The organism is Streptomyces sp. NPDC007917, assembly GCF_042959105.1.
In the GTDB taxonomy this organism is placed as follows: Bacteria; Actinomycetota; Actinomycetes; order Streptomycetales; family Streptomycetaceae; genus Streptomyces.
In genome coordinates, this window is sequence record NZ_JBIBKK010000002.1 from 528,815 (window position 1) to 544,151 (window position 15,337).

The 15,337-nt window shown below is 72.3% G+C and carries 13 protein-coding genes and 1 pseudogene; 13 read left to right on the forward strand and 1 reads right to left on the reverse strand.

Annotated features, from left to right (window positions below):
• The first annotated feature begins 5 nt into the window (after positions 1–5).
• The 13 genes and pseudogenes from ACFZDL_RS05160 (at position 6) to ACFZDL_RS05220 (ending at position 14,579) form a co-directional block, all read left to right on the forward strand.
• Positions 6–1,544, forward strand: coding sequence for a right-handed parallel beta-helix repeat-containing protein (locus ACFZDL_RS05160; protein WP_353592007.1), 1,539 nt, complete (start codon positions 6–8; stop codon positions 1,542–1,544).
• Position 1,545: 1 nt separating this feature from the next.
• Entirely contained in the window at positions 1,546–2,862 is a 1,317-nt protein-coding gene (locus tag ACFZDL_RS05165) for an O-antigen ligase domain-containing protein (protein ID WP_353592008.1), read from the forward strand.
• Between the two features lie 2 nt (positions 2,863–2,864).
• Positions 2,865–4,086 (forward strand): annotated as a pseudogene (locus ACFZDL_RS05170) (glycosyltransferase).
• Entirely contained in the window at positions 4,087–5,322 is a 1,236-nt protein-coding gene (locus ACFZDL_RS05175; RefSeq protein WP_353592010.1) for a class I SAM-dependent methyltransferase, read from the forward strand. It abuts the pseudogene before it with no gap.
• 13 nt (positions 5,323–5,335) lie between these two features.
• A complete protein-coding gene (locus ACFZDL_RS05180) occupies positions 5,336–6,163 on the forward strand; it encodes a glucose-1-phosphate cytidylyltransferase (protein ID WP_353592011.1) in 828 nt (275 codons plus the stop codon).
• The gene (locus ACFZDL_RS05185) at positions 6,160–6,807 is read left to right on the forward strand and encodes a PIG-L family deacetylase (protein ID WP_353592012.1); all 648 of its coding nucleotides are present in this window, start codon (positions 6,160–6,162) and stop codon (positions 6,805–6,807) included. The genes ACFZDL_RS05180 and ACFZDL_RS05185 overlap by 4 nt, the downstream gene beginning before the upstream one ends.
• Positions 6,808–6,810: 3 nt before the next feature.
• A complete protein-coding gene (locus ACFZDL_RS05190; protein ID WP_353592013.1) occupies positions 6,811–7,836 on the forward strand; it encodes an SDR family oxidoreductase in 1,026 nt (341 codons plus the stop codon).
• A 20-nt stretch (positions 7,837–7,856) separates the two neighbouring features.
• On the forward strand, positions 7,857–9,155 hold the full coding sequence (locus ACFZDL_RS05195; RefSeq protein WP_353592148.1) for a DUF4910 domain-containing protein: 1,299 nt from the start codon (positions 7,857–7,859) through the stop codon (positions 9,153–9,155).
• Positions 9,152–10,459 carry a hypothetical protein gene (locus tag ACFZDL_RS05200; protein ID WP_353592014.1) on the forward strand — a complete coding sequence of 436 codons (1,308 nt, stop codon included), beginning with the start codon at positions 9,152–9,154 and terminating at the stop codon, positions 10,457–10,459. The genes ACFZDL_RS05195 and ACFZDL_RS05200 overlap by 4 nt, the downstream gene beginning before the upstream one ends.
• Positions 10,456–11,430 (forward strand): glycosyltransferase family 2 protein, encoded by a 975-nt coding sequence (locus ACFZDL_RS05205; protein ID WP_353592015.1) that lies wholly within the window; start codon positions 10,456–10,458, stop codon positions 11,428–11,430. Before ACFZDL_RS05200 ends, ACFZDL_RS05205 begins: the two co-directional genes overlap by 4 nt.
• Entirely contained in the window at positions 11,427–12,665 is a 1,239-nt protein-coding gene (locus tag ACFZDL_RS05210) for a polysaccharide pyruvyl transferase family protein (protein ID WP_353592016.1), read from the forward strand. The genes ACFZDL_RS05205 and ACFZDL_RS05210 overlap by 4 nt, the downstream gene beginning before the upstream one ends.
• Before the next feature lie 11 nt (positions 12,666–12,676).
• The gene (locus tag ACFZDL_RS05215; protein ID WP_353592149.1) at positions 12,677–13,228 is read left to right on the forward strand and encodes a dTDP-4-dehydrorhamnose 3,5-epimerase; all 552 of its coding nucleotides are present in this window, start codon (positions 12,677–12,679) and stop codon (positions 13,226–13,228) included.
• A gap of 7 nt (positions 13,229–13,235) precedes the next feature.
• Positions 13,236–14,579, forward strand: a complete 1,344-nt coding sequence (locus ACFZDL_RS05220; RefSeq protein ID WP_353592017.1) for a glutamate-1-semialdehyde 2,1-aminomutase — start codon at positions 13,236–13,238, stop codon at positions 14,577–14,579.
• 31 nt (positions 14,580–14,610) lie between these two features.
• Here the strand turns inward: ACFZDL_RS05220 and ACFZDL_RS05225 are convergent, their stop codons facing one another.
• Positions 14,611–15,297, reverse strand: a complete 687-nt coding sequence (locus ACFZDL_RS05225) for a phosphatase PAP2 family protein (RefSeq protein ID WP_353592018.1) — start codon at positions 15,295–15,297, stop codon at positions 14,611–14,613.
• Positions 15,298–15,337: the final 40 nt, after the last annotated feature.

Sequence of the window (15,337 nt, forward strand, 5' to 3'; positions counted from 1 at the left end):
GGCGCGTGGTGATCAGGAGGCGGCACTGGGCGTTACCGGCGGCACCGCTGGTGGTGGCCCTGCTGGCGGCGACCGGCTGTACGGGCACGTCGGACACCCCAGCGGAGCCGACCGGTGCGCCCGCCACGTCCGGTGCGCCCGCCACGCCCGTGGCCCGGGTGTGCGCCGAGCCCGCGGCCGGGCCGGCGAAGGCGCCGCCGGGCGCGGTGACGGTCGACCCCGCGGTGGTCGGTGACCTGGCCGCGAAGACCAAGAGCAGCCCCCCGAACACCACGTTCTGGCTTCGACCGGGCAAGCACAGGCTCGAACCGGACCGCTATGCCCAGGTCATGCCCAAGAAGGGGGACCGCTACCTCGGCGCGCCGGGCGCGGTGCTCGACGGCCGGAAGATCAACCAGTACGCGTTCAGCGGTACCGCCCGCGACGTCACCATCAGCCACCTGACCGTGCAGCGTTTCGTCGCGCCCAACAACGAGGGCGTGGTCAACCACGACATGGCCGACGACTGGGTGATCGACCACGCGAAGATCCAGTACAACTCCGGCGCGGGGCTGATGGCCGGCGCCCGCCAGCAGGTCCGCGCCAGCTGCCTGCGCGACAACGGGCAGTACGGAATGAACGCCTACAAGACCGGCGACTCCATCAGGGGCCTGGTGGTCGAGGGCAACGAGATCGTGGGCAACAACACCGACGACTGGGAGCGGCGGCGGCCGGGCTGCGGCTGCACCGGAGGCATCAAGTTCTGGGCCGTCAACGGCGCCGACATCCGCGGCAACTGGGTGCACGACAACCGCGGAGCCGGGTTGTGGGCGGACAACAACAACAACGACTTCCGCATCGAGGGCAACGTGCTGGAGGCCAACGACGGTGCCGCGCTGATGTACGAGACCAGCTACAACGCGGTCATCCGGAACAACACGATCCGGCGGAACAACTGGGTCGAGGGCCGCAGGTCCGCCGCCCGCGGCGACGACTTCCCGTACGCGACCGTCTACGTGTCCGAGGCCGGCGGCGAACCACGGATCCCGGCCCGCACGGACAAGATCGAGATCTACCGGAACGTGCTGGAGAACAACTGGAACGGGATCACCCTGTGGGAGAACGCCGACCGGTTCTGCAACAGCCCGGCCAACACCTCGACCGGCTACTGCACGTTGCTGGTGAAGGACACCGCCCGCTGCGCGCGGCCCGCGATCGCCACCGCACCGCTGTACGCCGACTGCCGGTGGAAGACCCAGCGGGTGGACATCCACGGCAACCGCTTCGTGCTGGACACGTCCGTCGTCAAGTGCACGGCGGAGTGCGGCCGCATGGCGGTGCTGGCCAACTACGGCACCTATCCTGACTGGTCGCCGTACAAGGGCAAGCGGGTGGCCGAGGCGATCACCCACCAGCAGCACAACCGCTGGCACGACAACGTCTACCGCGGACCGTGGAGCTTCGTCGCGGGCGACCCGGGACGAAAGCTCGACCCCGGGCAGTGGCAGGGCACGTCGTACCTGCAGGACGCGGGCAGCACCTTCGCCCCACGGGCCGGTGGTTGAGATGGCCGGGGACCTGATGCGCGGTGGGCCGCCGGGCGGACCGGACGCGGTGGGTACACGGCCCGGTGCCGAACCGCGCGCTGCCGGCACGCCGAAGGCCGTCTGGATCGTCTGGGCGTTGCTGGGCCTCAACACGCTCGGCTCCGCCGGGGCGAAGACCATCGTCACGCTGCCCCGCTCCCTCATCCAGATGGCCACCATGGGCGCGCTGGTCGCCGCGTTCACGCTGGCGCTCGTGCTCAATCTCCAACTGCGCGTCCGGGCCAGCGCCTTCGTGTTCCTGCTCACCCTGCTGCTGGTGCCGAGCGTGATCTCCAGCGTGCAGCTGGGAGTCGCGCCCGGCGCGCTGTTCCGCTGCACCCGGCTGGCTCTCTTCGCCGGCACGCTGTGGCTGCTCAGCCGCTGGTGGGACGGCAGTCTGACGTTCGTCCGCCACCACATCCGGATGTACTTCGCGGCGCTCGGGTCGGTGGCCGCCGGCCTGGCCATCTCACCGGGCACGGCCATGCCCGAGTACTACGGCGGTCGGCTGGTCGGCGCGTTGTGGCCGCTCACCCCGCCGCAGATCGGACAGTACTCCGCGGTGATCATCGGGCTCACCGTGCTGCTCCTGCTGGGCCGCAGGACCACCGGGGCCAGTGCGGCGCTGGTCATCGTGCCGACACTCGTCCTGCTCGCGTTGACCCACACCCGGACGGCCACGGTCGGTCTGCTCATCGGGCTGGTGCTGGCGATCGGCTCGCTCATCCTGACCAGCGCCGCCGCCCGCCGGTTCTTCGCGTGGACGGTGCTGTGCGCCACGGTGGCGGCGGTGGCGTTCGCCTCCGCGCTGCGGGCGTGGTTCCTGCGCGGACAGAGCAAGGAGAACTTCTCCAACCTCACCGGCCGGGCCAAGGTCTGGGACGCCCTGCTGTCAGCGCCCCGGACGACCGGGGAGAAGGTGTTCGGCACGGGCCTGGGCGACAAGTCGTTCGGCGGGCTGCCGATCGACAACAGCTGGCTGGCCGTCTACAACGAGCAGGGTCTGCTTGGCATCATCATCGTGGCGGCGATCATCATCGTGCTGGGCGGCGTCGCGCTGCTGCGGCCGCCGTCGCTGCCGAGGGCCTGCGCGATCTTCCTGATCAGCTATGTCGCGATCTCGTCGTACACCGAGGCCGGTCTCGGCGACGCCTCGCCGTACCTGCTGCATCTGGCCCTGGCCGCCTCGCTCCTCGTGGCGCCTGCACCGGCACCTGCCGCGGCCAGGCCCCTCTCGACGCCCGCTCCCCCTCGACGACGTGTCCCGCGCTGGGCCCGGGACCGGAAGGTGACCTGAGCATGCACGTCCTTGTGGTGCACAACCGCTACTCCTCGGCGCAGCCGAGCGGGGAGAACAGGGTCGTCGACGAGGAGGTGGGGCTGCTGCGCGCGGCCGGCCACCGGGTCGAGGTGTTCGAGCGGCGCAGCGACGACATCGCCGCCCGGTCCCTGCTCGGCAAGGCCGCGGTGCCGCTCCTCGTACCGTGGAACCCGGCGGTCCGCACGGAGCTCGCCGCCCGGCTCCGCACCGAGCGGCCGGACGTGGTGCATGTCCACAACGTCTTCCCGCTCCTGTCCCCCGCGGTGCTTGCCGCCTGCGCCGACGCGGGCGTGCCCGTCGTCGCCACGCTGCACAACTACACGCAGGTCTGCCCGCCCGGCACGCTGCACCGGGACGGCCGGGCGTGCACCGAGTGCGTCGGTTCGGCGGTGTCGCTGCCCGCCGTCCGGCACGGCTGCTACCGGAACTCCCGGCTCGCGACGGTGCCGCTCGCGGTCAGCCTGTCGGTCAACCGGCGGCGATGGTGGTCCGGCGTGGAGCGGTTCTTCTGCATCTCCGCGGCGCAGCGCGACATCCTGGTGCGGTCCGGCATGCCGGCCGAGCGGCTGGCGGTGAAGCACAACTTCGTGCCCGACCCGGGCGACCGCCGCGCGGGCGCCGGCGAGCATCTGCTCTTTCTCGGCCGGCTCACGGAGGCCAAGGGCATGCGGCTGCTCATGGCCGCGTGGGACGGGATCACAGCGAGCGGCGGTGTGGGGGTGCCGCTCGTGATCGCCGGCGCGGGGCCACTGGAACCCGAGGTGACCGCCTGGGCTGCGGGCCGGGACGACGTGCGGTACGTCGGCCTGTACGACCCGGCTCAGTGCCGGCAGGCCATCGCGCGATCGGTCGCCGTGGTGGCTCCTTCGATGTCCCTGGAGACGTTCGGCCTGGTGGTCGCGGAGGCGATGGCGGCGGGGGTCCCGGCCGTCGCCGCCGGCCACGGCGCCTTCGCCGAACTCGTCGAGGAAGGGGTGACCGGGCTGCTGCACCGGCCGGGCGAGGTCGCCTCGCTGGCGTCCTGCCTGCGCCGGATCACGGCGGAGCCGGACCGCAACCGGGAAATGGGCCAGGCGGCCCGGCGCCGTTACGAGCAGGGCTTCAGCCCGGCCGTCGGCCTTGAGCGCCTGGTGGACGAGTACCGCACCGCGATCGCGGGTCGGTAACGAATCAATGGGGGGAATCAATGGGGGGCAGTAAATGACACGATGCCGACTCTGCGGCTCGGCGGCGCTGGCGAGCGTCGTCGATCTGGGGGCGACCCCGCCGTGTGAGAGTTTTCTCGCCGCGGACCAACTGGACGAGCCGGAACCGGCGTACCCGCTGCACCTGCGGGTCTGCACCGACTGCTGGCTGGCGCAGATCCCTCCGCTGATCACGCCGGAGGAGACGTTCAAGGAGTACGCGTACTTCTCCTCCTACTCGACCTCCTGGGTCGAGCACGCGCGGATGTTCGTCGCCGACGCCGTCCAGCGGGTGGGTCTTCACCCCGACGCCTTCGTGGTCGAGGTCGCGAGCAACGACGGGTACCTGCTGAAGCACGTGGTGGACCGAGGGATTCGCTGCCTCGGCATCGAGCCGTCGGTGAACGTCGGCGCCGCGGCACGGGACGCCGGTGTGCCCACGCTCACCGAGTTCCTGAGCCCGGACACGGGCGCGGCCGTCCGCGCCGGGCACGGCCCGGCGGACCTGGTCGTGGCCAACAACGTGTACGCGCACATCCCCGACGTGGTCGGGTTCACCCGGGGGCTGCGCGCCCTCGTCGCCGACGACGGCTGGGTCTCCATCGAGGTGCAGCACCTGCTGACCCTGATCGAGGAGAACCAGTACGACACGATCTACCACGAGCACTTCCAGTACTACACGGTCGCGTCCGCGACCCGGGCGCTGGCGAGCGGCGGGCTCGCGCTCGTCGACGTCGAGCTGCTGCCCACGCACGGCGGCTCCATCCGGCTGTGGGCCCGGCCCACCGAGGTGGCCGGCGAGCCGAGTCGCCAGGTGGCCGACGTGCTGGACCGGGAGAAGGCCGCCGGGCTGCAGGAGCTGTCCGGGTACACCGAGTTCTCCGCCCGGGTGGCCAAGGTGCGCCGGGACCTGCTGCGGTTCCTCATCGAGGCGGCCGAGCGCGGCGAGACGGTCGTCGGCTACGGCGCCCCGGGCAAGGGCAACACCCTGCTCAACCACTGCGGCATCCGGCCCGACCTGCTCCCGTACACGGTCGACCGCAACCCCTACAAGCACGGCAGGTTCACCCCGGGCACCCGCATCCCGATCCTGCCGCCCGAGCGGATAGCCGCCGACAGACCGGACTACGTCCTCGTCCTCCCGTGGAACCTGCGGGCCGAGCTGGTCGAGCAGCTGTCCTTCGTGCACGACTGGGGCGGCCGGCTGGTCTTTCCCATCCCGGAACTGAGCATTGTCGACGTCGCGTCTTGAAAGAGGTCACAGCATGAAGGTCGTTCTGTTCTGCGGCGGCTACGGGATGCGGATGCGCAGCGGTGCCGCGGACGACGTGCCCAAGCCGATGGCGATGGTCGGCCCCAGGCCGCTGATCTGGCACGTCATGCGCTACTACGCGCACTTCGGGCACCGGGAGTTCATCCTGTGCCTCGGCTACGGGGCCCACCACATCAAGAAGTTCTTCCTCGACTACGAGGAGACGACGTCCAACGACTTCGTGCTGCGGGGCGGGCGGACCGAGCTGCTGTCCACCGACATCTCCGACTGGACGATCACGTTCGCGCAGACCGGCATCGAGTCACCGATCGGGGAGCGGCTGCGCCGGGTGCGGCACCACCTGGACGGCGACGACATGTTCCTCGCCAACTACGCCGACGTGCTCACCGACGCCCCGCTGGACGAGATGATCGACCGGTTCGCGCGGCGCGACGCCGGTGCGTCGATGATGGTGGTGCCGCCGCAGTCCTCGTTCCACTGCGTGGACCTGGGCGAGGACGGCCTGGTGGGGGGCATTACCGCGGTGAGCGACCTGCCGCTGTGGGAGAACGGCGGCTACTTCGTGCTCCGCCAGGAAGTCTTCGACCACATACCGGAGAACGGGGACCTGGTCGCCGACGGATGCGCCCAACTGGCCAAGCGGGGCCGGTTGGTGGCGCACCAGCACCGCGGCTTCTGGAAGCCGACCGACACCGTGAAGGAGCGGGCCGCGCTCGACGCCGCCTACGCCCGGGGCGACCGCCCGTGGGCCGTGTGGGAACGGGACGGCGCGGGGGCGAGCGCGCCCGGCAGCAGGAACGGCGCCGGAGCGCGGGCGTGATCCGGCTCGGGGCCGGGCGCCTGGACCGGATCGTCGCGGTGGGCGCGCACTGCGACGACATCGCCATCGGCGCGGGCGGCACGCTGCTGACGCTGTGTCTCGCGCGGCCGGGCATCCGCGTCGACGCGCTGGTGCTCTCCGGCGGAGGCGGCGAGCGGGAGCAGGAGGAGCGGGCCGCGCTCGCCGCCTTCTGCCCGGGCGCCGACCTGCGGCTGACCGTGCACAAGCTGCCGGACGGCCGGCTGCCCGCGCACTGGGAGGAGGCCAAGGCCGCGGTCGAGGAGCTGCGCGCGGGGACCGAGCCCGATCTGGTGCTGGCCCCGCGCACCGATGACGCGCACCAGGACCACCGCGGCCTGGCGAAGCTGATGACCACCGCCTTCCGCGACCACCTGGTGCTCGGCTACGAGATCGTCAAGTGGGACGGCGATCTCGGCCGTCCGGTGGCGTACCAGCCGCTGTCGCCGGAGACCGCCGAAGAGAAGGTGCGGCTGCTGCAGGAGCACTACCCCTCGCAGCGGCACCGGCCCTGGTACGACCGCGAGGCGTTCCTCGGCCTCGCACGCATCCGCGGCATCGAATGCCACGCGCGCTACGCCGAAGCGTTCGCCGTCACCAAACTCACTCTCGACCTGGGGGAATGAACCTTGCGCGTACTGCTGACCGGACACCAGGGCTACCTGGGCACCGTGATGGCCCCGATCCTCACGGCCGCCGGGCACGAGGTCGTCGGCCTTGACTCCGGCCTGTTCGCCGACTGTGTGCTGGGCCCGCAGCCCGCGGACCCGCAGGGACACCGGGTGGACCTGCGCGACGTCACGGCCGAGCACGTGGCCGGGGTGGACGCCGTGATCCACCTGGCCGCGCTCTCCAACGACCCGCTGGGATCGCTGGCGCCGGACCTCACCTACGACATCAACCACCACGCCTCCGTACGGCTGGCCCGGCTGGCCCGCGACGCCGGCGTGCGGCGCTTCCTGTACGCGTCGACGTGCTCGGTGTACGGCGCCGCCGGCGGTGACGACCTGGTGGCGGAGGACGCCCCGCTGCGCCCGGTGACGCCGTACGCGGAGTCCAAGGTGCGGGTGGAGGACGACCTGCACGCCCTGTCCGACGGCGACTTCACCCCGGTGTACATGCGCAACGCCACCGCCTTCGGCTACTCCCCCCGGCTGCGCGCCGACATCGTGCTGAACAACCTGGTGGGCCACGCGCTGCTGTCCGGCGAGGTGCTGGTGCTCTCCGACGGCACCCCCTGGCGCCCGCTGGTGCACGCCGCCGACATCGCACGGGCCTTCACGGCCGCGCTGACCGCGCCGCGGGAAGCGGTGCACGACCGGGCGTTCAACATCGGCAGCGAGATCAACAACGTCACGGTCGCCGAGATCGCCGGGCAGGTCGCCGAGGCGGTGTCCGGCGCGAAGGTGGTGATCACCGGGGAGACCGGTGCCGATCCGCGGTCGTACCGGGTGGACTTCTCCCGGTTCCGCGCCGCGGTGCCCGGCTTCGACTGCGAGTGGACGGTGAAGCAGGGCGCGCTCGAACTCGCCGACGCCTACCGGAAACACGGGCTGACCCGGGAGGACTTCGAGCGGCGCTTCACCCGGCTTGCCGTGCTGCGCGCGGCGTCCGAGGCAGGCGCGGTCGACGACACCCTGCGGTGGCGCCGATGACCGCGACCGGCGGACAGCCGATGACCACGGCCGACGAACAGCCGGTGACCGCGGCCGGCGAAGAGATGTACGCGCTGGTGGAGCGGTTGTACCCGCTGTGCCGGAGCATCACCGGCGACGGTGTGCGCGCCACCCTGCAGATCGTCGGCGAGTACGTTCCGCTGCGGGTGCACGAGGTGCCGACCGGGACGCAGGTGCTCGACTGGACGGTGCCGCAGGAGTGGAACATCCGGGACGCGTACATCGCCGACGCCGCGGGCAAGCGGGTCGTCGACTTCGCCGCGTCCAGCCTGCACGTGCTCGGCTACAGCGTGCCGGTGTCGGCGACCATGCCGCTGGCCGAGCTGCGCGGACACCTGCACACCCTGCCGGAACACCCGGGTTGGGTGCCGTACCGCACCAGTTACTACAAGCCGGAATGGGGGTTCTGCCTGGCGCAGGAGACCTTGGACGCGCTGCCGGACGGCGAGTACGAGGTGCGCGTCGACTCCACGCTCGCGGACGGCCACCTCACCTACGCCGAGCACGTGGTCCCCGGCCAGGTCCCCGACGAGGTGATCGTCTCCTGCCATGTCTGCCACCCGTCGCTGGCCAACGACAACCTGGCCGGCATCGCGGTGGCGACCTTCCTGGCCCGGGCGCTGGCCGAGCAGACGCCGTACTACACCTACCGGTTCATCTTCGCGCCCGGCACCATCGGGGCGATCACCTGGCTGGCCCGCAACGCGGAGCGGATCGACCGGGTCAAGCACGGGCTGGTGCTGGCCTGCGCCGGCGACCCGGGCCAACTGACGTACAAGCAGAGCAGGCGCGGCGACGCGGAGATCGACCGAGTGATGCGGCACGTGCTGGCCGCGTCCGAACGCCCGCACCGCGTCGCCCAGTTCACGCCGTACGGCTATGACGAGCGGCAGTTCTGCTCGCCCGGGTTCGATCTCGGCGTGGGCTCGCTCAGCCGGACCCCGTACGCGGGCTACCCCGAGTACCACACCTCGGCCGACAACCTGGACTTCGTCTCCCCGGAGGCGATGGCGGACACGCTCGCCCTCTGCCGCGAGGCGTTCGCCGTCCTCGACCGCAACCGGCGGTACCTCAACCTCAGCCCTTACGGCGAACCGCAGTTGGGCCGGCGTGGGTTGTACGACGCGCTCGGCGGCCGCAGCGACACCAAGCAGGCCCAGATGGCCATGCTCTGGGTGCTCAGCCTCTCCGACGGCGAGCACAGTCTGCTGGACGTCGCCGAGCGGTCAGGGTTGCCGTTCGACACCGTCGCCGCCGCGGCCGGCGCCCTGCACGGCGCCGGGCTGATCAAGGCATGACTCCGATGACCGACGAGGGGGACAATCCGCGGACAACGGCGCCACCGGCCGGCTCCACCCGGCGGGCCCTCGTCGGCCGGCTGTCCTGGGGACTGGCCGACCAGGCGGCCTCCAGCATGAGCAACTTCGTGGTGGGCATCTACGTGGCCCGCTCGCTGGGGCTGGCCGCGTTCGGTGCCTTCAGCCTGGCCTGGGTGACCTACGGCGTGATGCTCAACGTCTCCCGCGGGCTGGCCACGGACCCGCTCGTGGTGCGCTTCAGCGGCGTGCCGGTCGCGTCCTGGCGCGCGGCGGTGGCCCGGTCGTCGGGTACCGCGCTCGGCCTCGGTGCCGCCCTCGGCGCGGCGTGCCTGGTGGTCGGCCTCGCTCTCGGCGGCCGCGTGGGGCCCGCGTTCGTGTGCCTGGGCGTCATGCTGCCGGGGCTGCTGCTGCAGGACGGCTGGCGGTTCGCGTTCTTCGCCGCCGGCACCGGGCACAAGGCGTTCGTCAACGACCTCGTGTGGTGCGTCGCGCTCGTCCCGGCCATGGTCGTGGCGGCCCGCGTGGGCAGCGTGGCCGCTTTTGTGCTCGCCTGGGGCGGGTCCGCCGCGGTGGCCGCGGGGTACGGCTGCCTCCAGTCCGGCATCCGGCCCCGGATGTCCCACGCGCGGGGGTGGCTTCGCGAGCAGCGCGACCTCGGCTACCGGTACCTGGTCGAGAACGTCGCCCTCAGCGGCGCGAGCCAGCTGCGGGCGTACGGGCTCGGCGCGATCGTCGGGGTCGGCTCGGTGGGTGCGGTCCGGGGCGCCGAGCTCCTGCTCGGCCCGTTTCTCGCGGTGCTGATGGGGCTGTCGCTGGTCACCGTCCCGGAGGCGGCACGGGTGCTGCGACGGGCCCCGCACCGCCTCGGCGCGTTCTGCCTCCTGCTGGGCGGCGGGCAGGCCGTCGCCGCGCTGCTCTGGGGCGCGGCGCTGCTGCTGATGCCGGACCGGCTCGGCGAGCTGGTGCTGGGCGGCGTCTGGCACTCCGCCTCGCAGCTCATCGTGCCGGTCACGCTCAGCGTCGCGGGCGCCGGCCTCGGCACCGGCGCGGCGGCCGGGCTGCGCGCGCTCGCCGCGGCCCGGCGCAGCCTGCGCTGCCAGCTGATCGCCTCCACCTTCTACGTCGGCGGTGGGCTCGGCGGGGCGGCCGTGGCCGGCACGGCCGGCTCGGCCTGGGGCGTCGCCGCCGCGACGTGGAGCGCCTCGGCCGTGTGGTGGCTGCACCTGCGGTCCGCCCCGCGCGAGCACCACCACGAACCCATCCCCGAAGTGAGGACGCCATGACCGACCGACCCCGGCTGAGCATCGGCCTGCCCGTGTACAACGGCGAGGAGTACCTGGCCGAGTCGCTCGACGCCCTGCTCGGCCAGACCTACGAGGACTTCGAGCTGGTCATCTCCGACAACGCCTCGACCGACGGGACCCGGGACATCTGCCGCCGGTACGCCGAGAAGGACTCGCGGATCCGGTACATCCGGCTGCCGAGGAACATCGGCGCCACACCGAACCACAACCATGTGTTCGCCGAGTGCCGCGGCGAGCTGTTCAAATGGGCCTCGCACGACGACCTTTACGGCCGGGACCTGCTGCGGGCTTGCGTGGAGGCGCTGGACGAGCGGCCGGACGTGATCCTCGCGCACGCCGACCAGGCGGTCATCGACGGCGACGGCCAGGTGAAGGTCCCGTACGAGTACGGGCTCGCCACCGCCTCGCCGCACCCGCCGGAGCGCTTCCGCAGCATGCTGTTCGAGCCCGGCGGCGACGACTTCTACGGGGTGATACGCGCCGACGTACTGCGCCGGGTGAAACCGATGGACAGCTACCACCACGCGGACCGCACGTTCGTCGCCGAGATCGGCCTGCACGGGCCCTTCCACCAGGTGCCGGAGCTGCTGTACTTCCGCCGCGACCACCCCACCCGCGCCGAGCGGGCGAACCCCAGCAAGCGCTCCCGGTGCGTCAACCTGGACCCGCGCCGGGCGGGCCCGCTGCACCCGACACCCCGGCTGCTCGCCGAGTACGTCTGGGGCTTCGTCGCCGCGATCCGGCGGGCGCCGTTGTCCTCGGCGGACCGGCGCGCGTGCTACCGCCACCTGGCCGCGTGGATGGCCAGCCGGGCCCGGCCGGGCGCCGGCGAGCGGGTCGAGGACCGCGCCCCGGTCGACCCGGCCAAGCTCACCGTCTCCGTCGACGCCCTCGTCGCCGGCCGTGAGAGTCGTGAAGGTCGTGAAGGTCGTGAAGGGAGGCAGGCATGACGGCAGCAGACAAGGCCCCGGTGCGCGTCGGGGTGTTCGGCCTGCTCGGCTCCGGCAACCTCGGCAACGACGGCTCGCTCGAGGCCGTACTCGGGTACCTACGCGCTCAGCACCCGGAAGCGGTCGTGGACGCGCTGTGCGGCGGACCCGAGGCCGTGGAGGCCCGGTTCGGGATCCCCGCCACACGGCTGCACTGGAACCGCGCGGAGTACCGGACCGCGTCACGTGCGGGCGCGATCGTGGCGAAGGGTCTGGGCAAACTCGTCGACGTCTTCCGCACCGCCTCCTGGGTGCGCCGGCACGACGTGGTGATCGTGCCGGGCATGGGCGTCCTGGAGGCCACGCTGCCGCTGCGGCCGTGGGGCTTCCCGTACTCGCTGTTCCTGCTCTGCGCGAGTGGCCGGCTGCTGCGCACCCGGATCGCGCTGGTCAGCGTCGGCGCCGCCGAGATCGGCAACCGGCCGACCCGGGCCCTGGTGCGCTGGTCGGCGCGGCTGGCCGCGTACCGGTCGTACCGGGACGCCCAGTCCCGCGACGCGATGCGGGCGATGGGCGTGGACACCGCGCGCGACGAGGTCTACCCGGACCTCGCCTTCTCCCTACCGACGCCGCAGGCGGGCGCATCCGCGGACTCGGGCCCGCCGGGCCCGGTCTGCGTCGGCGTCATGGACTTCCACGGCGGCAATGACGACCGCGCCCGGGCCGAGGAGATATACCGGCGCTACCTCGACGGGACGATCCGGTTCGTCCGCACGCTGGTCGAGGAGGGCAGGCCGGTCCGGTTGCTCACCGGCGACGACTGCGATGCGTCGGTGGTCGCCGCGATCCTCGACGCGGTGGACTCGCCGCTGGTCACCGCTGCCGAGCCGGCCTCACTGGCGGACCTGATGAAGGAGATGGCGGCTGCCGACACCGTGGTGGCGGTCCGATACCACAACCTGATCTGCGCCCTGAAGACCGGCACGCCGGTGCTCGCCCTCAGCTATGCGGCGAAGAGCGACGCGCTCATGGCCCAGATGGGCCTTGCCGCGTACTGCCACCCGGCGCGCGAGGTCGACGCCGACCGGCTGCTCGAGCAGTTCCGGGCGCTGGAGAAGCGGTCGGCCGAGCTGCGGCGGACCCTCACCGAGCGGAACCTGGCCGCCGCCCGGCGCCTTGAGCACCAGTTCACCGCCCTGACCACGGCCCTGTTCCCGGCGGCCGACCACGCCCACGCCCTGCGGGAGGCTCCATGAACGCGGCCGGAATGAAAGCGACCGAAGTCCCGGCGATCGCCGGCGCGTACCTGTTCGAGCCGACGCCGCACGCCGACGAGCGCGGCTTCTTCTGCCGCACGTTCGACGCAGACGTGGTCCGCTCGGTGGGCCTCGATCCGGACGCCTTCGTCCAGGACAGCCTGTCCCGCTCGGTCGGGGGCGTGCTGCGCGGCATGCATCTGCGCTCCGGCGCCGGCGAGGCCAAGCTGGTGCGGTGCTCGTACGGGAGGATCTTCGACGTCGTCGTGGACCTGCGGACGGACTCGCCGACCTACCTGGGCCGGGCCTTCTTCGAGCTGTCCGACGAGACGCAGATGACCGTGTACATCCCGGCGGGGTGCGCGCACGGCTTCCAGGCCCTGACCGAGACCGCCGACGTCTCGTACCGGATCGACCGCCCGCACGATCCGGCCGAGGACGTGACAATTGCCTTCGACGACCCGGAGCTCGCCATACCCTGGCCGTTGCCGGTCACATCGATGTCCCAGCGGGACCAGGAGGCGCCGAGCCTCGCCGAGGTCCTGCGGCGAAAGGAGAGTTGAGGGCGGCGTGAACCCCGAAGAGGCTGAAGACGCCGGAGGACTCCTCCTCCCCCGGTCACGGATGGCGAACGAGCGGCTGCACGCCCTGATCCCCGGCGGCACGCACACCTACGCCAAGGGCGACGACCAGTACCCCGAGAACCTGGCCCCGGTCATCAGCCACGGCCGCGGTGCCCACGTGTGGGACATCGACGGCAACCGCTACATCGAGTACGGCTCCGGCCTGCGGTCGGTCAGCCTCGGCCACGCCCACCCCCGCGTGAACGAGGCGGTGCGGCGGGAAATCGACCGCGGCAGCAACTTCGTCCGGCCGTCCATCGTGGAGGTCGAAGCCGCGGAACGCTTCCTGGCCACGGTGCCGACCGCCGAGATGGTGAAGTTCGCCAAGAACGGCTCGGACGCCACCACCGCCGCGGTGCGCCTCGCCCGCGCCGCCACCGGGCGCCCGCGGGTGGCCATCTGCGCCGACCATCCGTTCTTCTCCGTCGACGACTGGTTCATCGGCACCACGCCGATGTCCGCCGGGGTTCCGGCGGCGACCAACGAGCTGACCGTGGCGTTCCCTTACGGGGACCTGGCCGCCACGGAGGAGCTGCTCACCCGGTATCAGAACGAGGTCGCCTGTCTGATCCTCGAACCCGCCACCCACACCGAGCCGCCGCCCGGGTACCTCGCCGGGCTGCGCGAGCTGGCCGACCGGCACGGCTGCGTACTGATCTTCGATGAGATGATCACCGGCTTCCGCTGGTCCGAGGCGGGCGCCCAGGGCCTGTACGGCGTCGTCCCCGACCTCTCCACGTTCGGCAAGGCGCTGGGCAACGGATTCGCCGTCTCCGCGCTGGCCGGGCGCCGCGATCTGATGGAGCTGGGCGGGCTGCGTCACTCCGGCGACCGGGTGTTCCTGCTGTCCACCACGCACGGTGCGGAAACGCACTCCCTGGCAGCCGCGATGGCCGTGCTCACCGCCTACGCCGAAGAGGGCGTCACCGCGCGGCTGCACGCCCTCGGCGAGCGGTTGGCCGCCGGTGTCCGCGACGCCGCGGCCGCCATGGGCGTCGGCGACCACATCGTCGTCCGGGGCCGGGCCAGCAACCTGGTCTTCGCCACCCTCGACGAGAACCGGCAGCCGTCGCAGCGGTACCGCACCCTGTTCCTGCGCCGGCTCCTCGCGGGCGGGGTGCTGGCCCCGTCGTTCGTGGTGAGCAGCGCGCTCGGCGACGCCGACATCGATCACACCGTCGACGTGGTGGCCCAGGCATGTGCGGTGTACCGGAAGGCATTGGAGGCCGCCGACCCCACCCCGTGGCTGGCGGGACGACCGGTGAAGCCCGTGTTCCGCCGCTTGGCGTGACGTGACGTGCAGGGACGGGCGTGACGTGACGTCAGCGCTGCTCCCGCCGACCGGCGTCGGCCATCCGGTCGGCCAGCCGGTCAGCCAGCCGGTCGACCAGCCACGCGGTCGCCGGTATCACCGCCAGCGCGGTGCACCAGCCGCCGAGGACGTCGGTCGGGTAGTGCGCGCTCAGGGCGACCTGCGCCCAGCCCATGGCGGCGCCGGCGACCAGCGCCGCGGCGAGCACGAGTGACGCGCCGGCCGCCCTGCCGAGGCCGAGCCGGCCGGCCGCGAGCAGCGCCACCACGAGGGCGAGCGCGGTGAGGAAGGCGGTGTGCCCGCTCGGGTAGGACAGGTTGCCGTCGCCGTGGATGGTGCGTCCCACCAGGTGCTTGAGCAGCGTCGTCGTCCCCACGGCCAGGGAGGGGCCTGCGGCCATGAACACCGCCGCGCGAGGACGCCGTAGCAGCAGGCAGCCCGCCACCGCGGCCACGACCAGCATCGCGGCTCCGGCGGGCTGTCCCAGGAAGTCCAGGGCCAGAGCGACGCGCCGCCACGGCGGCCGCACACTGTCCGCCGTCGGCTGGATGATCCACCTGTCCACCCCGCCGGGCTCGCTGTGGCCGGCGTACAGCACCCCGAACACGACCACCACCAGAGCGGCGAGGGCCGCGATCCGCCCGAGCCACACGCGCAGCGCCGGGGGCAGCACCGCGGGCGCCGACCGGCCGGTCACACGCCCACCGCGCCCGGTCGACCCGCGGCGCTCTGCCGTG

Bases quoted from the DNA above. Each gene is read 5' to 3' on its own strand.
- ACFZDL_RS05180 (WP_353592011.1), top strand. From the start codon at position 5,336: ATGAAGGTCGTTCTGTTCTGCGGCGGCTACGGGATGCGGATGCGCAGC.
- ACFZDL_RS05210 (WP_353592016.1), top strand. From the start codon at position 11,427: ATGACGGCAGCAGACAAGGCCCCGGTGCGCGTCGGGGTGTTCGGCCTG.
- ACFZDL_RS05195 (WP_353592148.1), top strand. From the start codon at position 7,857: ATGACCACGGCCGACGAACAGCCGGTGACCGCGGCCGGCGAAGAGATG.
- ACFZDL_RS05200 (WP_353592014.1), top strand. From the start codon at position 9,152: ATGACTCCGATGACCGACGAGGGGGACAATCCGCGGACAACGGCGCCA.
- ACFZDL_RS05205 (WP_353592015.1), top strand. From the start codon at position 10,456: ATGACCGACCGACCCCGGCTGAGCATCGGCCTGCCCGTGTACAACGGC.
- ACFZDL_RS05215 (WP_353592149.1), top strand. From the start codon at position 12,677: ATGAAAGCGACCGAAGTCCCGGCGATCGCCGGCGCGTACCTGTTCGAG.
- ACFZDL_RS05165 (WP_353592008.1), top strand. From the start codon at position 1,546: ATGGCCGGGGACCTGATGCGCGGTGGGCCGCCGGGCGGACCGGACGCG.
- ACFZDL_RS05175 (WP_353592010.1), top strand. From the start codon at position 4,087: ATGACACGATGCCGACTCTGCGGCTCGGCGGCGCTGGCGAGCGTCGTC.